Source organism: Halorarius litoreus (assembly GCF_024362405.1).
In the GTDB taxonomy this organism is placed as follows: Archaea; Halobacteriota; Halobacteria; order Halobacteriales; family Haloarculaceae; genus Halorarius; species Halorarius litoreus.
In genome coordinates this window covers 1,494,216-1,512,125 of the sequence record NZ_CP101454.1, presented here as the reverse complement: position 1 = coordinate 1,512,125, position 17,910 = coordinate 1,494,216, and the positions used below count along the sequence as shown (strand labels likewise).

Genomic DNA, 17,910 nt, shown 5'->3' with positions numbered 1-17,910 from the left:
GATGCGCCGGACACTCGCCCCGCTGGTCGGCCTCGCGCTCGCGTTACTGGTGGGTGTCGACCGCGTGGCCGCACACGTCGGTGGGCTGAGCGGCTCGGTCGCCGCCGGCTCCATCCCCGTCTGGCTGACCGCCGGGACGGGCGGGCTGGTCGTCGGCGCCTCCTTCCTCGTGACGAGCTTCGCGACCGACCACGACACCATTCGTCGGCTGAACGGGCGGGGCGTGACGCTCCCGACGCCGGATGCGGTCGCCGCGGGCGTCCGCTGGACCGCCAAGGGGCTCGGCGTCGCGGTTCTCCTGCTCGTCGTCACGGTCGGCTTCGTCGGGCCATCGGAGCCAGTCTCGAACGCGGCCATCCTCGTCGTCTGGAGTGGCTGGTGGGCGGGCTACACGATGTCGGTCTACCTGCTCGGGAACACGTGGCCCGCGGTCAACCCGTGGCGGACGCTCGCCGAAGCAGTCGCACGACTGCGGCCGTCGACACGCACCTATCCCGAACGGCTGGGCTCGTGGCCCGCAGTCGTCGGGTTGCTGGGGCTCGTGCTCGTCGAGGTCGTCAGCCCGCTCGCGGAGGACGCCCGCCTGCTCGCGGCGCTCGTCGTCGGCTACACCCTCGCGACGGTGGCGGGCGCGACGCTGTACGGCGTCGAGACGTGGTTCGGCCGCGTCGACCCCATCGCCCGCGTGTTCCACCTCTACGGGCAGGTCGCCCCCGTCCAGCGCACCGAGACGGGACTGAAACTCGCCCTCCCGACGACGAACCTCACCGAGGTCCGGTTCGCGGGCCACGAGACGCCGCTGGTCGTCGCACTGCTGTGGGCGACGACGTTCGACGGCCTCGTCACCACCCCCGGCTGGGCCGGCGTGACTCGCGCCGTCGTGGGCATCGGCGTCCCCGCCCCGCTGGTGTATCTCGCGACGATGCTCGGCGGCTACGCGCTGTTCCTGACCGGGTACCGGCTCGCCGCGGAGAAGGCGCGAGAGACGGCCGACTCGTACGTCACGGCCGCCTACATCGACCGGTGGTTCGTCGCCGCACTCCTCCCCATCGCCGTCGGCTACCACCTGGCGCACTACCTGAGCTACTTCCTCACGCTCCTCCCTCTCCTGCTGGCGGCGCTCGCGAGCCCCTTCACCCCCGCGGTCGACCCGGTCGTGCTCGCCCTGCCGGCGTGGTTCAACCTGATCCAGCTCGGGTTCGTCCTCCTCGGCCACCTCTTTGCCATCTGGGTCGCCCACTCGCTCGCGTTCGACCTCTTTCCGGGCGTCCTCACCCCGATTCGCAGCCAGTACCCGTTCATCGCGGTGATGATCTGCTACACCGCGGTGAGCGTCTGGATCGTCGCCCAGCCGTTCGTTCCCCCACCGTACACCTGAGCGCCATGCACCAGCCAGTCACCCCCGAGACGGTCGTGCCCGCCGACGAGACGCCTGTCGCGCGATGTCCGTACTGCGAGCGGCCGTTCCGCAGCCAGCGAGCCCACGACCTCCACGTCGGCGAGGACCACGCCGACCGCTGTACCGACGCCGAAGCCGAGGCTTACGACGCCGCGTGGGACGACGAGACCGACGAGCTGTTCGGCTTCCACATGAAGGTGTTCGTCGCCATCGGCGTCCTCCACACCGTCATCGTCCTCGCGTACATGGTCGTGTTCGGCGGCGGGGTCGCCTGAGCCGTCCGAGCGACGAGGGCCCCACGACCCCCCAACGAACGTGCGCATATCGCCAGCTACAAGACCGAGACCTATACACAGACACGTATGTACGTCGGTCGTTTCGTCGTCGTCGGTCCCGGTATCGCTGCCTACCGCGTCTCCTCGCGGTCGTTCCCGAACCGCCGCGTCACCGAGCGTGACGGCGTGTTGACGGTCGGCCCCACGGACGAGGCCCCCGAGACGGACAACCCCTACATCGCGTACAACTGCGTCCGGCCCGCGGACCACCCGGCGGGACCGATGGTCGTCGTCGGCAACGGCTCGCACGTCGACCCCATCGCTGAGAAGATCGAACTGGGGTATCCGGCGCGCGACGCGCTGACGCTCGCGCTGCTGGCCCTCGACTTCGAGAAGGACGACTACGACACCCCGCGCGTGGCGGGCGTCGCGAGCCCGGCGAGCGCGTACGTCGCGACCGTCCGCCGTGACGCCGTCCACGTCGAGGCCGTCTCGGAGCCGACGCTGGTTGCGACCTACGAACGGGACCGCCCGGAGGCGTTCGACCTCGCGGCGGAGACTGCCGGGGACGCCGCCCGCGAACTGTACGACCTCGACTTCGAGCACCCGGTGTGTGCCGCGGCGGCGACCGTCGACGCCGACGGGGTCGAGACGGCGCTCGTCAACGACTGAGCGTCTCCGCGACGCCGGGCCACCACTCGTCGAGCACGGGCGTGCCCACGTAGTGGAGCGTGTCCGCCTGCTCGACGATCCCGACGTCGAGGAGCTTCGGGACGTGATTGTGTCGAAGCGCCAGCGTGACCCGCTGGACTCGGTCCGGCGTCGCAACCGCCAGCGGCTGGTCGAGGACGACCGACCGGGCGAGCTCCGCCACTGACAGCCGCTCGTAGGTCGCGAGCTGTTCGAGGACGGTTCGGCAGGTCGGGTCGGCCAGCAGCCCGAGCGCGGCGTCGACCTCGTCCGGTGGGTAGGACGTGTCGAGGAGTTGCCGGAGCGCGCGACAGCGGTCGCTCGCCCAGAACAGGTCGGTCAGCTCGACCCCGGCCGGACTCCAGACGACGAGCCCCGCCGCTTCCAGGATTGGGAATTCGACGTGCGGAAGCGAGACGGCGACAGTGCCGGGGTCGGCGTCGCCGTCTCGGGCGGCAACGAGTTCGGCGAGCGTCTCGACGGACACGGCCTCCGTAGCGTCGAGGAGGACGGCGAGGACGAGCCGGCGACGGCGGGTGGCGAACGCCTTGAACAGCGCGTCGTTCCGTGGCGAGAACTCACGGGAATCGGCGGCTGCTCGCGTCCACGATGGTGGGACCCCCATCTCGCTACACTCCAGGGCCCCAGGTTGCATAAGTGCGATATCCAACTACGTGGAATCGTCGGCGGCGTTGGCCTCGTCAACGGCGGCGGCGGAGGCCTCGGTCACGTCGAACAGCGCCGTCAGGAGCTTCCGTTCTGCGGTGCGGAGGTGATAGTGGAGCGTCGACGGGTGGAGCGCCATCGTCTCGGCCAACTGCTCGGCGGTCGTCCGCCGCGGCCAGTCGAAGTACCCGGCGTACAGCGCGAGCTCGAGTGCCGTCTGCTGGCGGGCGGTGAAACGCTGCCCGAACACCGTGAGGAGTCGGCGCTCGGGGGTGTCACGGCGGTGGTGGTGCTCCTGTGCCACGAGCGAGATGTCGGGAGCGAGTTGCTCGAACGCGCTCGTCAGCGCACGGACGTTCGTCCCCGGTGGCACCTCCACGGTGATCTCGGCGACGCCGTCGCTGATCGTCGCGCCCGTCACGCGACCGCCGAACTCTCCGGCGATGGTCGCCGTCGGCGAGTCGGCGCTCCGGAGTTCGAGCCACGAGACGCCCTCGACCTGATCGAGAAGCCGAGGTTCGACCGCCAGGTCCAGCGTGGCCAGATACGCCAGGACCGGCTCCGGCGGGAGCCCCCGGAGGACGTAGTAGCTGACGATGCCCTCGTCGAGGGCGATGGCCCGGTCGAGCGTCACCGTCGCCCCGTCGATGTCGGGGAGCGACGCGAGGGGGCCGAGCACCGCTTCCGAGTGGAGCGTCACGACGAGACGCTCGTCGGCGAGTCGGTCGTGCCGCTCGTCGAGTGTGGCGACCGCGTTCGCGACGGTCGCACCGAGCTCGTGGAGGATGGCCCGCTCCTCCTGGTCGAACGCGCCCCGGTGGGTAGCGGCGATGACGAGGACGCCACGGACGACGTCGTGGTGAACGAGCGGCACCGCGGCGAACGACCGAACGCCGTGGTCGATGAGCGTCGCTAGGGGCTCGTTCGCTGGCTCGGTCGTCTGTGGCACCTGCCTGACCTGCACCGTCTCGGTCTCGACGGCGCGTCCCGCCACCGTCGCGTCGAGCGGCGACAGCCCGGTCGCGTCGAGCGACTCGTCGATGTCGGCAGCGCCGACGGCCGCGAGCGGGTCGAACCCTGTGCCGTCGGCCGTCGTGGTGCAGAGCGTCGCGTACAGGTAGTACTCGGATTCGAGCAGGTTCCGGCAGACGTCGTCGGCGAGCCCCTGTGTGCTGTTCGCGCTGGTCGTCGCCTGCTCGATGCCACGGAGCACCGTGTTCAGGTGGTTGAGCCGCGCCAGTTCCGCTGCAGTCTCCTCCCGTTCCGTGACGTCACGGAGGATCGAGAGGTGGATACCGGGGCGAATGTTCGGCGTCGCGGCGAACTCTGCGAGGCGTTCCTCGCCGTCGTCGCGAACGAACGGGTACAGTCCCCGGTCGAGGTCGGACGCCAGGAACTCCGCCCACGCCGCCTCGACGTCGTAGTCCGGCGGGGTGAACGACGCGACTGACTCCCCGAGCAACGCCTCTCGAGGGCGACCGAACAGGTCGCAGGCTGCGGGGTTCACCTCGACCCACGCACCGGCGTCGTCGGCGAGGATCATCGCGTCGAACGCCTCATCGAACACCGCTCGAAACGCCCCTTCGTCGATCGCAGCCGCCCCGGCCGTTCGCTCGGGTGACGCCACCCCAGGGAGCCACCAGACGCGCGCGTGGGCGCCGACTTTCTTCGTTTGTAACGCACCGCGGTCGACCAGCGACCCGAGCCGCTTGTACACCGTTCGCCGCGGCACACCGAGCACGTCGCTGACCTCCGTCGTCGTCAGCGGCTCCCCCAGTTGTTCGAACACGGCCAGCGTCTCGGTGTAGACGTCTGGCTCCGAAGCACGTGCCATGCTACCAACACACGTTCAGAGAGCATAGCGGTTCCGTCGACGGCACCAGCTCGCAATCCGCTCCAGCGTCAAACCGCGGCCCCGCCAGCTAAACCCCCGGCCACCGTACCCGACGCCATGCTCGTCGGCGTCATCTCCGACATCCACGCGAACAAGCCCGCACTCGACGCCGTCTTCGAGGACATGCCCGACGTGGACGCGCTCGTCTGTGCCGGCGACGTGGTCGGCTACAACCCGTGGCCGGCCGAGGCCGTCGACGCGATGCGCGACCGCGACGTCCCGACCGTCATGGGCAACCACGACCGCGCGGTCGTCACGGACACGGGGTTCAGCTTCAACTCGATGGCCGGCGCCGGCGTTCGCTACGCCAGCGACCAGCTGCGTGACGCACAGCTCGAGTGGCTGCGTGGTCTCCCCACGGAGCGCACGGCGTTCGCCGGCCGCGTGAAGATCGTCCACGGCCACCCCGACGACCCCGACCGCTACACCTACCCGGGGCTGTTCGCCCCCGAGATGCTCGACGACGAGGACGTGCTCGTCATGGGCCACACGCACGTCCAGGGCCACGAGGTGTTCGACGAGGGCATCGTCATGAACCCGGGGAGCGTCGGCCAGCCGCGCGACGGCGACCCCGACGCGGCGTACGCCCTGCTCGACCTGGACGCGATGACGGTCGAGGAGCGGCGCGTCGCCTACGACGTCGAGGCCGTCGTCGAGGCCGTTCGGGCGGCAGGGCTCCCCGAGGAGATCGGGACACGACTCCGAAAAGGGCGATAATCACTCGGCGACGACGTCGAGGCCCTGACCGGTCGAGCGGGCGAACGTGAGGACGCCGACGACCAGCACGAGCACGACGGTCACGAGCGCGGCGAGCCCGACGCCGGGATCCACGGCCATGATGGCGAACGCGCCGAGGACGAGCGTGAGCGCGAACCACAGCGAGACCGCGGCCAACAGCCAGTCGAATCGGCGGAGGAGTCTGTCGTCTACCATGCGCTCTCAGGACGTCGTGCGAGACGATAAAGCAGTACGCGGCGCTACAGGTCGAGTTCCTGGATGATGCCGAGCGCGTCCTCGCGGTCGTCCCAGTCGACGAACACCGCCACGGAGGTCGCGGAGGTGATGACGTCGTGGATGTTGATGTGGGACTCCGCGAGCGGCGTGAGGATGCGGTTGATGACGCCGGGCTGGTTCGGGAGTTCGCCACCCGTGACGCGGATGACGGCGACGTCGTCGTCGACCGTGATGGACGACAGCGCCTCCTCGGCGACGACGGCGTCGTGGAGGATGGTCTCCGCGCGGGTCGCCTCCTCCTGGTCGATGTAGAAGGTGACCGAGTCCATCCCGCTGGCGACGGCGTCGATGTTGATTTCGGCGTCACGCAGCGGGTTCGTCAGCTCCGAGAGGATGCCCGGGCGGTTGCGGATGGCGCGGCCCGCGACGGTGAGGCAGGCGAGCTTCCCCTCGCGGAGGTCGATGAGGTTCTGGAACTGCCCCTCGATGTTCGTGCCGCCCGTGAGGAGGTCGCCGTGCTGGTAGTGGACGACCCGGACGTCCATGTCGTCGGTCTTGTACGCGAGCGCCGACGGCGCGACGACCTCCGCCCCGCGGAACGAGAGGTTTCGGAGCTCGTCGACCGTGATCTCGGCGACGTTGCGCGCACCCTCGACGACGCGGGGGTCGCCGGTCATCACGCCCTCGACGTCGGTGACGATGACGACCTCGTCGGCACCCATCACCTTGCCGAGCATGACGGCGGTGGTGTCGGAGCCGCCCCGACCCAGGGTAGTGACGTTGCCGGCGTGGTCCTGTGCGAGGAAGCCCGTGACGACGGGGACGAACCCCTCCTTCGACATCGACTCCGCGAGCGCCTTCCCCCGTCGAGTCGTCTCCTCGATGTCGACCTCGCCGTGCTCGTCGGTGATGACGGGCCACTCCTCGGTGCCGGGTTCGAGGAACTTCGCGGCGACGCCGCGTGCGGAGAGGGCGGCCTTCAGCATCCGGACGGAGGTCCGTTCACCCATCGAGACGATCTCGGCCTCGTCGGCCTCGTCAGCTTCGAACGTGATGGCGTCGAGGAGGAAGTCGGTGGTCGACCCCATCGCGCTGGCGACGACACAGACCTCGTGGCCGGCGGCGACGGCGGCGGCGACGGAGTCCGCGGCTCGGTTCACGCGGTCGCCGTTGCCCAGCGAGGTGCCGCCGAACTTGGCTACGACGCGCATACTATCACCCGATTCGTGTGGCGGTGGCTCATACCCCCCGTAACCAACCGGCGGGGATAATCCCTTGCATCACCCGAAGGCTTGCCGACCCTAACCGTCGGAGGGCTCCGTCGTCGCGGTGGTTTCACCCGCCGGCGCCTCCCCGGTGTCGCTGGCGTCCGGCCCGTCCTCGTCGGCGGGGGTCGCCGCGTCGTCGGCCGGTTCCTCGGGGGCGTCCGCTCCGGGCTCGTCGTCCGACTCGGCGGCCGCGGCTCCCTCGTCGGCTGCGTCGTCGTCGACCAGCTCCTCCTCGGGGTCGAACGTCACCATCCCGACGCCGGCGGTGTACTCGTAGGTGTGCCACTCGGGGACGACGAGGACGCCGTTGAGCTTGCGGATGCGGACCTGCTTGACGAGCGTGTTCGGGACGAGGTCGTCGTTGAGTCGGAGTTCGATGAGCCCGTCGATGGTGTACTGGAGGTCGTGGGGGAACTGGTCGGCGCTGCCCGCCGAGATGGTCGCGCCCGCGAAGATGGGGACGAACCGCCCCTTGCAGATGTCCGCGCGGACGTCCTTCACGAAGTTGTACGCCTGCACCGGCTGGACGAGCGTTCCTAACTCGGTCAGCGAGTCGATGATGACCATCCCGCGGTCGACCATGTCGCGAGCCTCGAGCGCGTTGTCGAGCTTGTTGTGGACCTCGCCGGTGTCGGTGGGGTCACGGACGGTGGTGGTGGCGTCCTCCGCGACGTCGTAGAGGTGCGCGTTCCAGTCGTCCATCCGGTCGAACATCCGGTCGCGGTCGTCGAGCCGGTAGGTGAAACAGTCGATGATGTGGAGCAGGCCGGATTCGAGATAGGGGAGGACGTTCCATTCCAGCGTGAGGAACTGTTGGACGACCGCGCCCGGCGGCTCCTGGAACGAGACGAAGACGACCGGTTCGCCCCGCTGAAGCGTGCGCCAGACGAGTTCCGCGCCGAGCGCGCGGTCGCGGGTGCCGGCCTCACCGGGGACGAGAACGAAGGCGTTTCGCGGATAGCCTTCGGGGAGCGAGGCGTCGAGCGCCGAGACGCCCGTGACGGCCCGCCGGTGGCCGTGGTCCTCCTCGAACGCCGCGTCGGTTCGCACGTAGGCGTCGCCGCAGGCGTTCGAGCAGAACTGACGAGCGGCCCCGTCGACCGTTCGCTCGACGGGCGTCTCCGGGATGGGGAGCCGGCAGAACGCACACGTCTCCTCGTCCGACGCCACGGCCTGTCCGGGCGGTACACCTCCCCCGTCGGTGGGTTCCTCGTCGCTGTCGCCGTCACCCTCGTCACTCATACACACACCCTCGTACGCCAGCCACGAACGGTTTTCGGTGTCGTGCGTGGAGAGGTTGAAGTGACCGCACCCCGTTACCACGACACATGGACGTTCGGGACGCAGTGGAGGCCGACGCCGAACGGATGGCCGAGCTGACAGGCTCACCGACCGACGTGATGCGCAATCTGGTCCACGACCGGACCGTGCGGGTCGCACAGGTCGACGACGAGGAGCCGGTCGGCTTCGTCTCCTTCGACGCGCAGCGGCAGACGGTCTACATCACGCAGATGGAGGGAACGCAGGACGCCTGTGAGCGGCTGCTCGAAGAGCCGCTCCGGTTCGCCACCGGTGAGGGGATGTCCGTCGAACTGCTCGTGGCCGAAGACGACGACGACCTCCGGACGGTTGCGACCGACGCGGGGTTCACCGAACACGGAGCCGGCCCGCGATTCGGTGGGACACCGACGATACGCTACCGGCTCGACCCCTGACCCGCCCTCGTCACAGGTCGTCGGCGGACCGGGTGAGCAGTATCTTGCGAGCGAGCGTGTCGATGCCCCGGCGGATACGCTCGGACGCCGACTGCTCGGAGATGTCGAGTTCGGCGGCAATCTCGGCCATCGTCGTCTCCCGGGGGATGCGGAAGTAGCCGTCCTCGACGGCGATGAGGAGCGCCGCGCGCTGCTCGTTCGTCAGCCCGAAGTTGTAGGTGGCCTGCTGGTCCTCCGCGAGCGTGTACACCCGTTCGAGGTGGAACGGCACGTCGTGCTCCTGACAGTAGTTGTGGAACGCCGTGAGCCCCCGGTGGTCGGGGTAGCGGAGCCGGAACTGCCATCGGTCGTTGCCGTGGGCCTCGAGGATGACCGCGCCGGTCTCGGCGATCGCGCCGACGAAGTTCTCGACCTCTGGCCCCCACTGGATGCGATAGAGGACGGTGTCTTCGACGCGGTCGAGGGCGACGAGTTCCGTCACGATATCGAGGGCGCGAACCCGCTGTTCGAACCGCTCGAAGTCGCCGCCGTGCGCCCAGAAGAAGGGAAACAGCTCGGAGTTCGCTGGAACGAGGCGCTCGAGCTCGATGCGCATCTGTGGGTCCTGCACCGAGAGGCGGCCCAAGGGGAAATCCCCCGGCTCCAGGGTCAGCTCTGCGATGACAGTCATCACCTATTCGAGTGGGGACAGACTAATAATATTTTTGACAACAATGGAGCAGGTGGGGAAGGGAGCAGCGGGGAGTGGTCGGAGCCAACCGAGACGGCGCGACGAGCAGGAATCGGTGACCAACGGATAAATGGCCTGAGCAGTCAGACACGAGACTCAATTGCGTGTGGGAACGAGTAGCACGTGTCTAATGGAGGGAGAGACCCAACCCAGCCGAAGGGCCACCATCGACTGGGACACGACGATGTCGACACTCGCGGCCACCCGTCGTCGGTACCTGCTCGCCGCGCTCGCGGATTCGGGAGGGACCGCGACCCTGACCGAGCTGAGCCGGCGAGTCATCGCGGCCGAAGAGGGGGGACTGTCCGAGACCGTCCCCGACGACCGGGTCGACGAGACCGTGACGGCGTTGCGCCACAGCCACGTGCCGAACCTTCTCGGGAAGGGACTCGTCGAGTGGACCGACGGCCGCGAGCAGCTCCGGCTGACATCGACGGCGCTGTCCAACCCGGTGTTGCTGCCGCTGGCACGCTGGAGTCGGTATCCGAGTCCGGCCCCGATACCGATCGACGTCCCGGCACAGCGCGAACGGTCGCGAGGAGACTGAACAGCTAGTGGGGGTAGGGGAGCACCCCTCACGCGATATCCAGGTCAGCGAGCGTGAGTGTCCACTCGGTCCCGTCCGCGAGGTCGCGGGCACCCCAGGTCCACGCGGTCGGCGAGTTCGATGCCGGGCGCACTGCCAGTGGCGGCGTGTGCGAGAGTCGAGACAGCGGGAACCGCTCGTTCGACAGGAAGCCGCACGCCCGGAGCGTCGACGACGGAATCGGGCCGGCGGCGACCCGCAGGAGGTCGACGTCCGCCGCGTCGGTGACGACGGCACAGAGCAGGGACGTGAACGTGTCAGCGTCCGCAGACCCGTCACCGGGCAACACGTCGAGGAGTGTGGTCTTCCGGACGCGACCGTCGCTCTCGACGCAGGTCACGCAGGCGGCGGCGACCTCGCCGTCGCGCCGTGCCACGTACGTCGTCGTCTCCCAGCGGGGGTTCTCGAACCGCCAGCGGTAGAACGCAGCGTCCCGGACCACATGTATCCGGTCGGGGACGGCCCGCTCGTAGAGCGCCGTCAGCAGGTCGACGGGCACCGAATCGTACCGGTCGACCGTCACCTCGGGGGCGGGGTGACACAGGCGGTCCAGCACGTCGACGTAGCCGTGGGCCAGCGGCGTCGAGAGCCGGGCGAGCCCCGCGGTCGCGGTCGACTGCAGCCCCGACTTCCGCCGGCTGTACTCGACGAACGCGCTGGGGTTCTGGACGCGGTAGTAGGTCGACGGTCGCGAGGCCATCCGCCAGCCGAGCTGCTGGAGCCCCGGAACGAGCGCGGGGGAGGGGAAATTGAAGTAGAGCGCGGGGCCATCGGTCGCATACTGCTCGAGGAGCACGTCCGCCATCGACCCCATCAGCCCCCGCCGACGGTGGTCAGGGTGGACGATCCAGTCGGCCGGCTGGAAGGCGAGTACCCGCTCCGAGCCCACCTGCAGTCGGAAAGCGAGACACGGCTCCGCGCCGACGAGTTCGCCGTCGGATTCGGCGACGACCATCGGCACCTCGTCGAGATACGGGTTCGCCTCGAACCGCCACCTGAACCAGTCGCGGTCTCGCGTGCGGCCCCAGACGGTCTCGTAGAGGTCGAGGAACCCGGGCGTGTCTTCGGGCGTGAAACGACGGAAGGTGTACGTCGGACGATGCGTACTCGTCCGATGGGACCCAGTTACATGGCCCATCATTGCCCAGTAGCTCACCGGTCAGACATTAGATAATGTTCACATTACTAACAGATTGCAGACCAATAGGGAGCTCCTACCGGGGGCTCGGATCAGCTGAACTTCCGGACGGTCATCTGGAGCGTGTCGAGGTCGAGGATGGGGGCGTACCCGGCGTCGGGGTCGATGTTGACGGACTTCTGGAAGTCGGTCTGCGCCTGCCAGCAGCCGGAGTTGACCGCGATGACCTTCCGATACTGGCCCCACCCGAGCTTGTGGACGTGGCCCGTGTGGAACACGTCGGGCACCTCCTCCATGACGAGATAGTCCTTCTCTTCGGGAGCGAGGCGGGTCTTGCCGCCGTACTGCGGGGCGACGTGCCGCTTCTTCAGCAGCTGGAACATCGCCTTGTGCGGCTCGTCGTAGCTCGCCTGGTCTTCGGGGAGCTCGGCGATGACCTCGTCGAGCGAGACGCCGTGGTACATGAGTATCTTCACGCCCTCGACGGTCACCAGCGACGGATTGCCCGTGATGTTGGCGTCGTGGGCGCTCATGATGTCGCGGAGCTCCTCGTCGAACCCCGGCTGGGGTTCGGCGAGCCGGACGGCGTCGTGGTTGCCCGGAATCATCTGTATCTCCATGTCGCCGGGCACCTCCTTCAGGTACTCCGAGAACGCCTCGTACTGGTCGTAGATGTCGATGATGTCGAGCTCCTCGTCCTGGTTCGGGTAGATGCCGACGCCTTCGACCATGTCGCCGGCGATGAGCAGATACTCGACGTGTTCGGCTTCCTCGGTGTGGAGCCAGTCGGTGAAGCGGTGCCACGCGTCGGCCATGAACTCCTGGGAGCCGACGTGGACGTCGGAGATGAGCGCGGCCTGCACGTGCCGGTCGGCGGTGTTCGGCGAGTACGTCCGCGGGATGTCGGGGAAGTGCAGCGAATCGACGAAGATGATGCCGCCGTCGTCCGAGAGGGTCCCGTCGACGGCGATGACCTCGTCCAGGAGGAGCTGGTCGACGAGGTCCGCGATGGGCCGGTCTTTCATGACGAGACAGGGGAACACGCCCTTCGTGTCCTCCAGTTCGATGAGCCAGTGCCCGTTCGCGGTCGAGCGCACGTCGTTGACCATGCCGACGAGCCCGGCGTCCCCGCCGCCGGGCATCGCCTGCAGCGAGTCGGTCGGCCGGTGGTTCACCCGCCCGCGGAGCTGTTTCGAGAGCTTCTCGTAGCGGTCGCGGAACACCGTGACGAACTCGTCGTACTCGCCGGTCCCGGTCGACTGGCCGGTGACGTCGCCCTGGACAGACAGCGACCGCTTCGCGCGGTCCGGGTCACGGGTGAACGACCCTGTCGGCGCCGGCGGTTCCGTCCCGGTCCCGGCCGACCCAGACCCCTCCGTTTCGACTGGAGCGTCCCGGCTTGCCGCTTCCTGTTTCTCCGTCGTGGTTCCAGTCGAAACAGGGGGGTCCCCGGGGGTCGCGGGGACCGAGCCCGCCGTGGCGTCGGCGGGCGTGTCGCCCGTTCGCGCTGTCGCGTTGCGGTCGAGCGCGGCCCGGACGTGGTCGGCGGTGATGACGAGCGTGTCGGGCTCGGCAGCGTCGACGGCGGCGACGAGCGCCGCGTCGGGGTTCGAGGCACCGGCGAGCAGGGTGACTGCCTCGCGTTCGGCGTTGTAGCCGTGGCTGGCGAGTTCCTGCGCGATGCGTGCCGGCGTCTCGAGAGGCACAGCGGGAGGTGGCGACGCCGCGAGAAAAGCGTAGCGGACCGGGGTGGAAGCGAAAGTTGAAACGACTCGCACCGAATGGGTGGATAATGAGCGACGATTCGGGCCCGCGAGGCCTCCGCGAGTGGGCCGAGTGGGCCTGGACGACGGAGGAGGGGGCCGTCGTCTGGGTTCGAGAGGTCCTGACGAGCGTCGGGGCGGTGCTCGCCGTCGGCCTGCTGCTGTTCGCCATCAGCGGCGTCTGGCCGCCGATGGTCGCCGTCGAGTCCTCCAGCATGCATCCCCACATGAAGACGGGCGACCTCGTGTTCGTGATGGAGGAGCACCGCCTCTCCCCGGAGTTCGCCACCATGGAGACGGGCGTCGTCACCTACGAGACCGGCCAGCAGGAGGGGTACACGAAGTTCGCAGAGCCCGGTGACGTCATCATCTACCGGGCGGACAACCGCACCGGGACACCCATCATCCACCGTGCGCGGTTCTGGGTCGACGAGGGCGAGAACTGGTACGACCGCGCGGACCCCGACCACGTCGGGAGCGCCGACAACTGTCGTGAGCTTCCGAACTGTCCGGCGCCCCACGGCGGTTTCATCACGAAGGGCGACAACGAGCTGACGAACCAGCGGTACGACCAAGTGAACGGGCTCTCCTCGCCGGTCAAGCCGGGCTGGATCGTCGGCACCGCCGAGGTCAGGGTGCCGGTTCTCGGGTTCGTGAAGCTCTGTGCCTCGGCGGGTCCCTGCCCGCTCTCGATTGGCCCACCGACCGACGGCGGCCAGTTAGCGGTCGACCCGGCGCCCCGATGGCTCGAGTCGGCTTCGGACACGGGGAACCGGACGGCCGTGCCGGCGTGACGCGCTCGCGTCTCACTCGGCCGTCGATGTCCGCCCGGTGAGGTCGTCGGTCGGGAGCTGATACCACTCGCGCGTGAGCGACGTGCGGGTGCTTCGTCGGGCCGCAGGGGCGGCGTGTTCGGCCTGCTCGAAGAACACCGCGGCGAGCCGGTCTGACACCTCGCTGTCGGGCACGCGCTGGAGTTCGCCGGTGACGATGGCGCTCCGCCAGTCGTCGGCGCTCGCCCAGTCGGTGACGGTTAGCGTGACGGTGCCGCCGTGCTCGACGAACTCGCGCTTCTTGCTCTCGCGGTCGTAAAAGAACTGGAAGACGACTCGGTTCTCGGCCTCGTCGTACCCGTAGGAAACCGGCACCCCGTACGCCTCGTCGTCCCGCGCGAGCGCGAGCACGCCGTGACCGTGTGCGGCGAGCACTGCCTCCGTCTCCTCCTCGACCATCGAGGCTCCCACTACGTCGAACATACCGAGCGTGTAGACGGGCTGAGAGGATAAAGCCACGCTCGGGCCAGGACTGGGGGAGCGAAGCGACTCAGCCTGAGGCGAGCCGAGTGAAGTGCAAAAAGTGCGTTAGCAGACCGGTTTCGGGTTGACGCCCATCGACTCCAGCCGCTCGGTGTACTCCTCGTAGGCGGCCTGAATCGCCGCCGTCGCGGCGTCGAGCGCCGTCTGCCAGTCGGTCTCGTCCTCGCAGTGGGCCGCGAGCGCCTCGGTCGCGCGGTCGAGCTGGCCGTCGAGGTCGCCACCGACCTCGCGGAACAGCTGGGCGGTCTTCGGGTCGGCCTGCCCGACGAAGAACCCCGTCAGCTGGTCTTTCGACTTCCCGGCGGCGACGGTCCGACCGACGAGCCCACCGAGACGTTCGAGCGTGGTGTCGAACTCGCGGAGCCGCCGCTGAATGGCCGGCACCTCGTCGCTCGGCTCGTGGGCGTCGAGCTTGCTCGCGACCCGCTCGTAGTGGTCCTGCTCCTCGGCGGCGGTCGCGGCGAACACCTCGGCCGCCTCGGCGTCGTCGGTGTCGTCGGCCCACGCGTCGAACGTCTCGTAGGCGGCGTACTCGGCGTCGGCCGCGGCGGTGAGGACGGCGTCGGCCTCCATCTCGCCCTGCGTGTCGGCGTACAGCGACTTCGACGAGCCGAGCCGCGAGAGGGCGGTCTTGTTCTCGGTGCGGACGGCGTCGAGGAACTCCTCGGGAGTCATGCCCTGGTGTAGGGTCAGGCGGGGCTTGTAGCCTGCGACCGCGACAGACGGCTGGCGGCGACGTCACAGCCACGCATCGTCGAGGAGGTCGCGACCGCGCTCGTGGCCGCCCGCCAGCAGTTCCTCGACGAACGCCGGGCGGCGGTCGAGCTTCGAGGCGGCGCTGAACCGACGGCGAAGCTGAACCCGCCGAATCTCGGTGTGACTGTACTCGTCGGTAGGAAGATGCCCCGCGTCGATCCAGTCGTTGACGGTCTCGACGAACCGGAGCTCCTGGTTCAGCGAGATGTTTCCCGCGAGCTCGTTCCGGCGGTCGGCGATCTCCGTCAGCGATTTCGGCTCCGCGTCGATGGTCTGCGGGTTGATCTGGACGACCCACAGCTCGTCGGGTTTGGGGTCGTCGGCGAACAGTTCGTGGATGGGTGGGTTCTGCGAGAACAGTCCGTCCCAGTGGGCGTGGCCGTTCATCCGCACCGCGGGAAACAGCTCGGGAACAGCCGCGGAGGCGAGCAGCACGTCACAAGTGATGGCCTCGTTCCGGAACGACTCGAAGACGCCGCCCTCGACGTCGACGGTCCCGACGATGAGGTCGGGGCAGTCGCGGTCGAACAGCCCTGGGACACGGCTGAAGTCGACGTGTCGCTCCAGCGTCTCGCGGAGCTGTTGCTGGCCGTAGCGGGCCGACGGCGAGAGATACGGACTCACGTCCGGCGTCGGGAAGCCGGTGTTGGCGAGACGGACCGCCCCGACGAGCCAGTCGTTGCCGAGCCGGTCGAGCGGCTCCCTGGCGGCGAGGTCGGCCCACAGCGAGTCGAGTGCCCCGGAGACCGCGTCGGGGCCTCCGTCGAGGAGCGCGTACCACGCGGTCACCGCGGACATCGCGCCCCCGGAGGTGCCGGAGAGGCCGACGAGGCGGCTGTCGGGGTCGCGCGCGCGACCGCGGGGAGCGCGACCGCGGGGACGACCTCGGCGAGCACGCCCGCGGTGAACGCGGTGTGGCTCCCCCACCCTGACAGGCGACGGCGACGTGACGCGTCATACTAGGGGAGACAGCCGCCCCCACCAAGAGTCCGCTGGGGTGCGGCGCGACGGTGACACGCCCCGGGAAGTTTTGTGCCCCCCGGTCAGAGAGCAGAGCATGAAGGAAATCATCAGTACCGACGACGCGCCCGCGGCGGTCGGCGCGTACAGTCAGGCGACGACGAACGGCTCTGTCGTGTTCACGGCCGGGCAGATTCCGCTCACCCCCGACGGCGAACTGAAAGCCGACGCCCCCATCGCGGAGCAGACGGAGCTCGCGCTCTCGAACCTGCAGGCCGTGCTCGCGGAGGCGGGGGCCGAGATGAGTGACGTGCTGAAGGTGACGGTGTTCCTCCGGGACATCGACGACTTCGACGAGATGAACGAGACGTACGCGACGTACTTCGACGAGGAGCCGCCGGCGCGGTCGGCGGTGCAGGCCGGCGCGCTCCCGAAGGGCGTCGGCGTCGAGATCGAAGCCATCGCCAGCGTCGAGTGATGGAGCCGGCCGTCAGAGCGAGTCTGCTCTGGGGCATCATCGGAGCGCTGCTGTTCGGCGCCATGGCACAGGCGTATCAACTGTTTACGGGCGGCGGCATCGGCTTCCTCGCCACGCTGCTGGTGATGGTCGGCGTCGGTGTGGTCACGACCGGGCTGTCGTACGCTGTCGACGCCTATCTGCCGTAGGTAGTCGGACGCCGTCGACGCCCGGCTCGGAGCCAGCGCGTCTCGAAACGCTTTAACGGCCGACTGGGATAGGTAGGCGTGTAGCCGGGATGGCCGAGTGGTAAGGCGCACGCCTGGAAAGCGTGTTCCCTCAGGGATCCAGGGTTCAAATCCCTGTCCCGGCGCTTCTAACGCGAGCAACACAGCGAGCACCGCGAAGCGTGTGCTCGCAACAACGCGAGCGTCGAAGCGTACAGTCAGGATTTGAACCCTATCAGTCGCAGCCCGCGCAGCGAGCAGCGCGAGCGAGCAGGAACGTCTGAGTCCGGTTCAAATCCCTGTCCCGGCGCTTCTAACGCGAGCAACACAGCGAGCACCGCGGAGCGTGTGCTCGCCACAACGCGAGCGTCGAGCCAGTCGACGGCTCGACAGGAGAACGACGGGACCGTTCTCACGAATCGAACACGCTGATTCGGGTTTATGACGTGCCTCGACAATGCCGAAACATGACCGAAGGCAGTTCAATCTCACTGAGCAGCACACCGACTCGTCCGGAGATGGACGAGCGGCTCACTCGGCTGTTCGGTGAACTCGAGACAGGGCGGGGACGCACCCACGACGACGAGCCGGCAGAACAGAGCGCCGAGGTGCTGCTGGACGCGGTGTTCGAGGCGCTGTCTCTGGATTCCGAGTTCGAGTTCGACGAGACGCTCGTGAAGGCGAACCTCGACGAGTTCCTCGTCGCCCTCATCGCGATGCGGTCGCACAACGCGAACGGGAAGACGCTGATGGCCGACCTCGCGGACCAGTTCGACAGCGAGCTGAGTCCGGGGTCGGTCTACCCCAAACTCCACGAGATGAACGCCGAGGGCATGCTGGAGATGTTCGAACTCGTCCGGTCGAAAGAGTACCGAATCGAGGACCCCGAACGCGCGGCGTCGATGACGGTCGCAGCCGCACAGCAGCACCTCGCACTCGGGGCGTTCCTCTACGCGGCGGCGGACGAGTTCTGAACGACACGTTCGACATATAAACCCTCGTTCGAACCGACGATTTTGTGCGACACTTAGTACCACACCAGTCGCAGATTTCTCACGCCTTCCCACTCCCCTCACCCGTTTCTCGCCGGTCGAAGCGCGTCGTCGACGCGCGGCG

The 17,910-nt window shown here is 68.5% G+C and carries 21 protein-coding genes and 1 tRNA gene; 11 read left to right on the top strand and 11 right to left on the bottom strand.

The genetic code is table 11. The features are described from left to right. Position 1 precedes the first annotated feature (1 nt). The 3 genes from NL126_RS07690 to NL126_RS07680 all read left to right on the top strand — a co-directional run bounded on the left by NL126_RS07690 (position 2) and on the right by NL126_RS07680 (position 2,346). A complete protein-coding gene (locus NL126_RS07690; RefSeq protein ID WP_255198336.1) occupies positions 2-1,378 on the top strand; it encodes a hypothetical protein in 1,377 nt (458 codons plus the stop codon). 5 nt (positions 1,379-1,383) lie between these two features. Further along, positions 1,384-1,674, top strand: a complete 291-nt coding sequence (locus NL126_RS07685; RefSeq protein WP_255198335.1) for a DUF7410 domain-containing protein — start codon at positions 1,384-1,386, stop codon at positions 1,672-1,674. An 87-nt stretch (positions 1,675-1,761) separates the two neighbouring features. Continuing rightward, positions 1,762-2,346, top strand: a complete 585-nt coding sequence (locus tag NL126_RS07680; protein ID WP_255198334.1) for an IMP cyclohydrolase — start codon at positions 1,762-1,764, stop codon at positions 2,344-2,346. Here NL126_RS07680 and NL126_RS07675 read toward each other — a convergent pair. Continuing rightward, positions 2,336-2,989, bottom strand: coding sequence for a helix-turn-helix domain-containing protein (locus NL126_RS07675; protein WP_255198333.1), 654 nt, complete (start codon positions 2,987-2,989; stop codon positions 2,336-2,338). The two genes, NL126_RS07680 and NL126_RS07675, sit on opposite strands and share 11 nt — an antisense overlap. A gap of 45 nt (positions 2,990-3,034) precedes the next feature. Beyond that, complete coding sequence (locus NL126_RS07670) at positions 3,035-4,864, bottom strand: bacterio-opsin activator domain-containing protein (RefSeq protein ID WP_255198332.1); 1,830 nt, start codon at positions 4,862-4,864, stop codon at positions 3,035-3,037. 117 nt (positions 4,865-4,981) lie between these two features. On the opposite strand from NL126_RS07670, the gene NL126_RS07665 reads away from it, so the two are divergent. Beyond that, on the top strand, positions 4,982-5,641 hold the full coding sequence (locus tag NL126_RS07665; RefSeq protein WP_255198331.1) for a metallophosphoesterase family protein: 660 nt from the start codon (positions 4,982-4,984) through the stop codon (positions 5,639-5,641). On the opposite strand, the gene NL126_RS07660 is transcribed toward NL126_RS07665, so the two are convergent. The 3 genes from NL126_RS07660 to NL126_RS07650 all read right to left on the bottom strand — a co-directional run bounded on the left by NL126_RS07660 (position 5,642) and on the right by NL126_RS07650 (position 8,388). Then, on the bottom strand, positions 5,642-5,857 hold the full coding sequence (locus tag NL126_RS07660; RefSeq protein ID WP_255198330.1) for a hypothetical protein: 216 nt from the start codon (positions 5,855-5,857) through the stop codon (positions 5,642-5,644). A gap of 44 nt (positions 5,858-5,901) precedes the next feature. Next, a complete protein-coding gene (locus NL126_RS07655) occupies positions 5,902-7,089 on the bottom strand; it encodes an aspartate kinase (protein WP_255198329.1) in 1,188 nt (395 codons plus the stop codon). A 90-nt stretch (positions 7,090-7,179) separates the two neighbouring features. Further along, the gene (locus NL126_RS07650) at positions 7,180-8,388 is read right to left on the bottom strand and encodes an RAD55 family ATPase (RefSeq protein WP_255198328.1); all 1,209 of its coding nucleotides are present in this window, start codon (positions 8,386-8,388) and stop codon (positions 7,180-7,182) included. Positions 8,389-8,474: 86 nt separating this feature from the next. On the opposite strand from NL126_RS07650, the gene NL126_RS07645 reads away from it, so the two are divergent. Then, positions 8,475-8,861, top strand: coding sequence for a hypothetical protein (locus NL126_RS07645; protein ID WP_255198327.1), 387 nt, complete (start codon positions 8,475-8,477; stop codon positions 8,859-8,861). Between the two features lie 10 nt (positions 8,862-8,871). Here NL126_RS07645 and NL126_RS07640 read toward each other — a convergent pair whose 3' ends face one another. Continuing rightward, positions 8,872-9,531: a helix-turn-helix domain-containing protein gene (locus NL126_RS07640; protein ID WP_255198326.1), complete on the bottom strand. Its 660-nt coding sequence runs from the start codon at positions 9,529-9,531 to the stop codon at positions 8,872-8,874. 190 nt (positions 9,532-9,721) lie between these two features. Here NL126_RS07640 and NL126_RS07635 point away from each other — a divergent pair, with 190 nt between their 5' ends. Next, positions 9,722-10,138 (top strand): DUF7344 domain-containing protein, encoded by a 417-nt coding sequence (locus NL126_RS07635; protein ID WP_255198325.1) that lies wholly within the window; start codon positions 9,722-9,724, stop codon positions 10,136-10,138. A 28-nt stretch (positions 10,139-10,166) separates the two neighbouring features. Here the strand turns inward: NL126_RS07635 and NL126_RS07630 are convergent, their stop codons facing one another. After that, on the bottom strand, positions 10,167-11,333 hold the full coding sequence (locus NL126_RS07630; protein ID WP_255198324.1) for a GNAT family N-acetyltransferase: 1,167 nt from the start codon (positions 11,331-11,333) through the stop codon (positions 10,167-10,169). A 74-nt stretch (positions 11,334-11,407) separates the two neighbouring features. Further along, positions 11,408-13,021 carry a DNA-directed DNA polymerase II small subunit gene (locus NL126_RS07625; protein WP_255198323.1) on the bottom strand — a complete coding sequence of 538 codons (1,614 nt, stop codon included), beginning with the start codon at positions 13,019-13,021 and terminating at the stop codon, positions 11,408-11,410. Positions 13,022-13,107: 86 nt separating this feature from the next. Between NL126_RS07625 and NL126_RS07620 the strand changes: the two genes are divergently transcribed. After that, the gene (locus NL126_RS07620; protein WP_255198322.1) at positions 13,108-13,872 is read left to right on the top strand and encodes a S26 family signal peptidase; all 765 of its coding nucleotides are present in this window, start codon (positions 13,108-13,110) and stop codon (positions 13,870-13,872) included. A 12-nt stretch (positions 13,873-13,884) separates the two neighbouring features. Here the strand turns inward: NL126_RS07620 and NL126_RS07615 are convergent, their stop codons facing one another. The 3 genes from NL126_RS07615 to NL126_RS07605 form a co-directional block, all read right to left on the bottom strand. Further along, entirely contained in the window at positions 13,885-14,334 is a 450-nt protein-coding gene (locus NL126_RS07615; RefSeq protein WP_255198321.1) for a pyridoxamine 5'-phosphate oxidase family protein, read from the bottom strand. A gap of 105 nt (positions 14,335-14,439) precedes the next feature. Then, complete coding sequence (locus NL126_RS07610) at positions 14,440-15,069, bottom strand: rubrerythrin family protein (protein ID WP_255198320.1); 630 nt, start codon at positions 15,067-15,069, stop codon at positions 14,440-14,442. 63 nt (positions 15,070-15,132) lie between these two features. Further along, positions 15,133-15,948, bottom strand: coding sequence for a patatin-like phospholipase family protein (locus tag NL126_RS07605; RefSeq protein ID WP_255198319.1), 816 nt, complete (start codon positions 15,946-15,948; stop codon positions 15,133-15,135). A 259-nt stretch (positions 15,949-16,207) separates the two neighbouring features. Between NL126_RS07605 and NL126_RS07600 the strand changes: the two genes are divergently transcribed. From NL126_RS07600 to NL126_RS07585, 4 genes are all read left to right on the top strand, one after another. Continuing rightward, a complete protein-coding gene (locus tag NL126_RS07600) occupies positions 16,208-16,588 on the top strand; it encodes a Rid family detoxifying hydrolase (protein ID WP_255198318.1) in 381 nt (126 codons plus the stop codon). After that, on the top strand, positions 16,588-16,776 hold the full coding sequence (locus NL126_RS07595) for a DUF7981 family protein (RefSeq protein ID WP_255198317.1): 189 nt from the start codon (positions 16,588-16,590) through the stop codon (positions 16,774-16,776). Before NL126_RS07600 ends, NL126_RS07595 begins: the two co-directional genes overlap by 1 nt. Positions 16,777-16,859: 83 nt before the next feature. Beyond that, positions 16,860-16,940, top strand: a tRNA-Ser gene (locus tag NL126_RS07590). Between the two features lie 321 nt (positions 16,941-17,261). Continuing rightward, positions 17,262-17,768, top strand: a complete 507-nt coding sequence (locus NL126_RS07585; protein WP_255198316.1) for a helix-turn-helix transcriptional regulator — start codon at positions 17,262-17,264, stop codon at positions 17,766-17,768. The last annotated feature ends 142 nt before the right edge of the window (positions 17,769-17,910 follow it).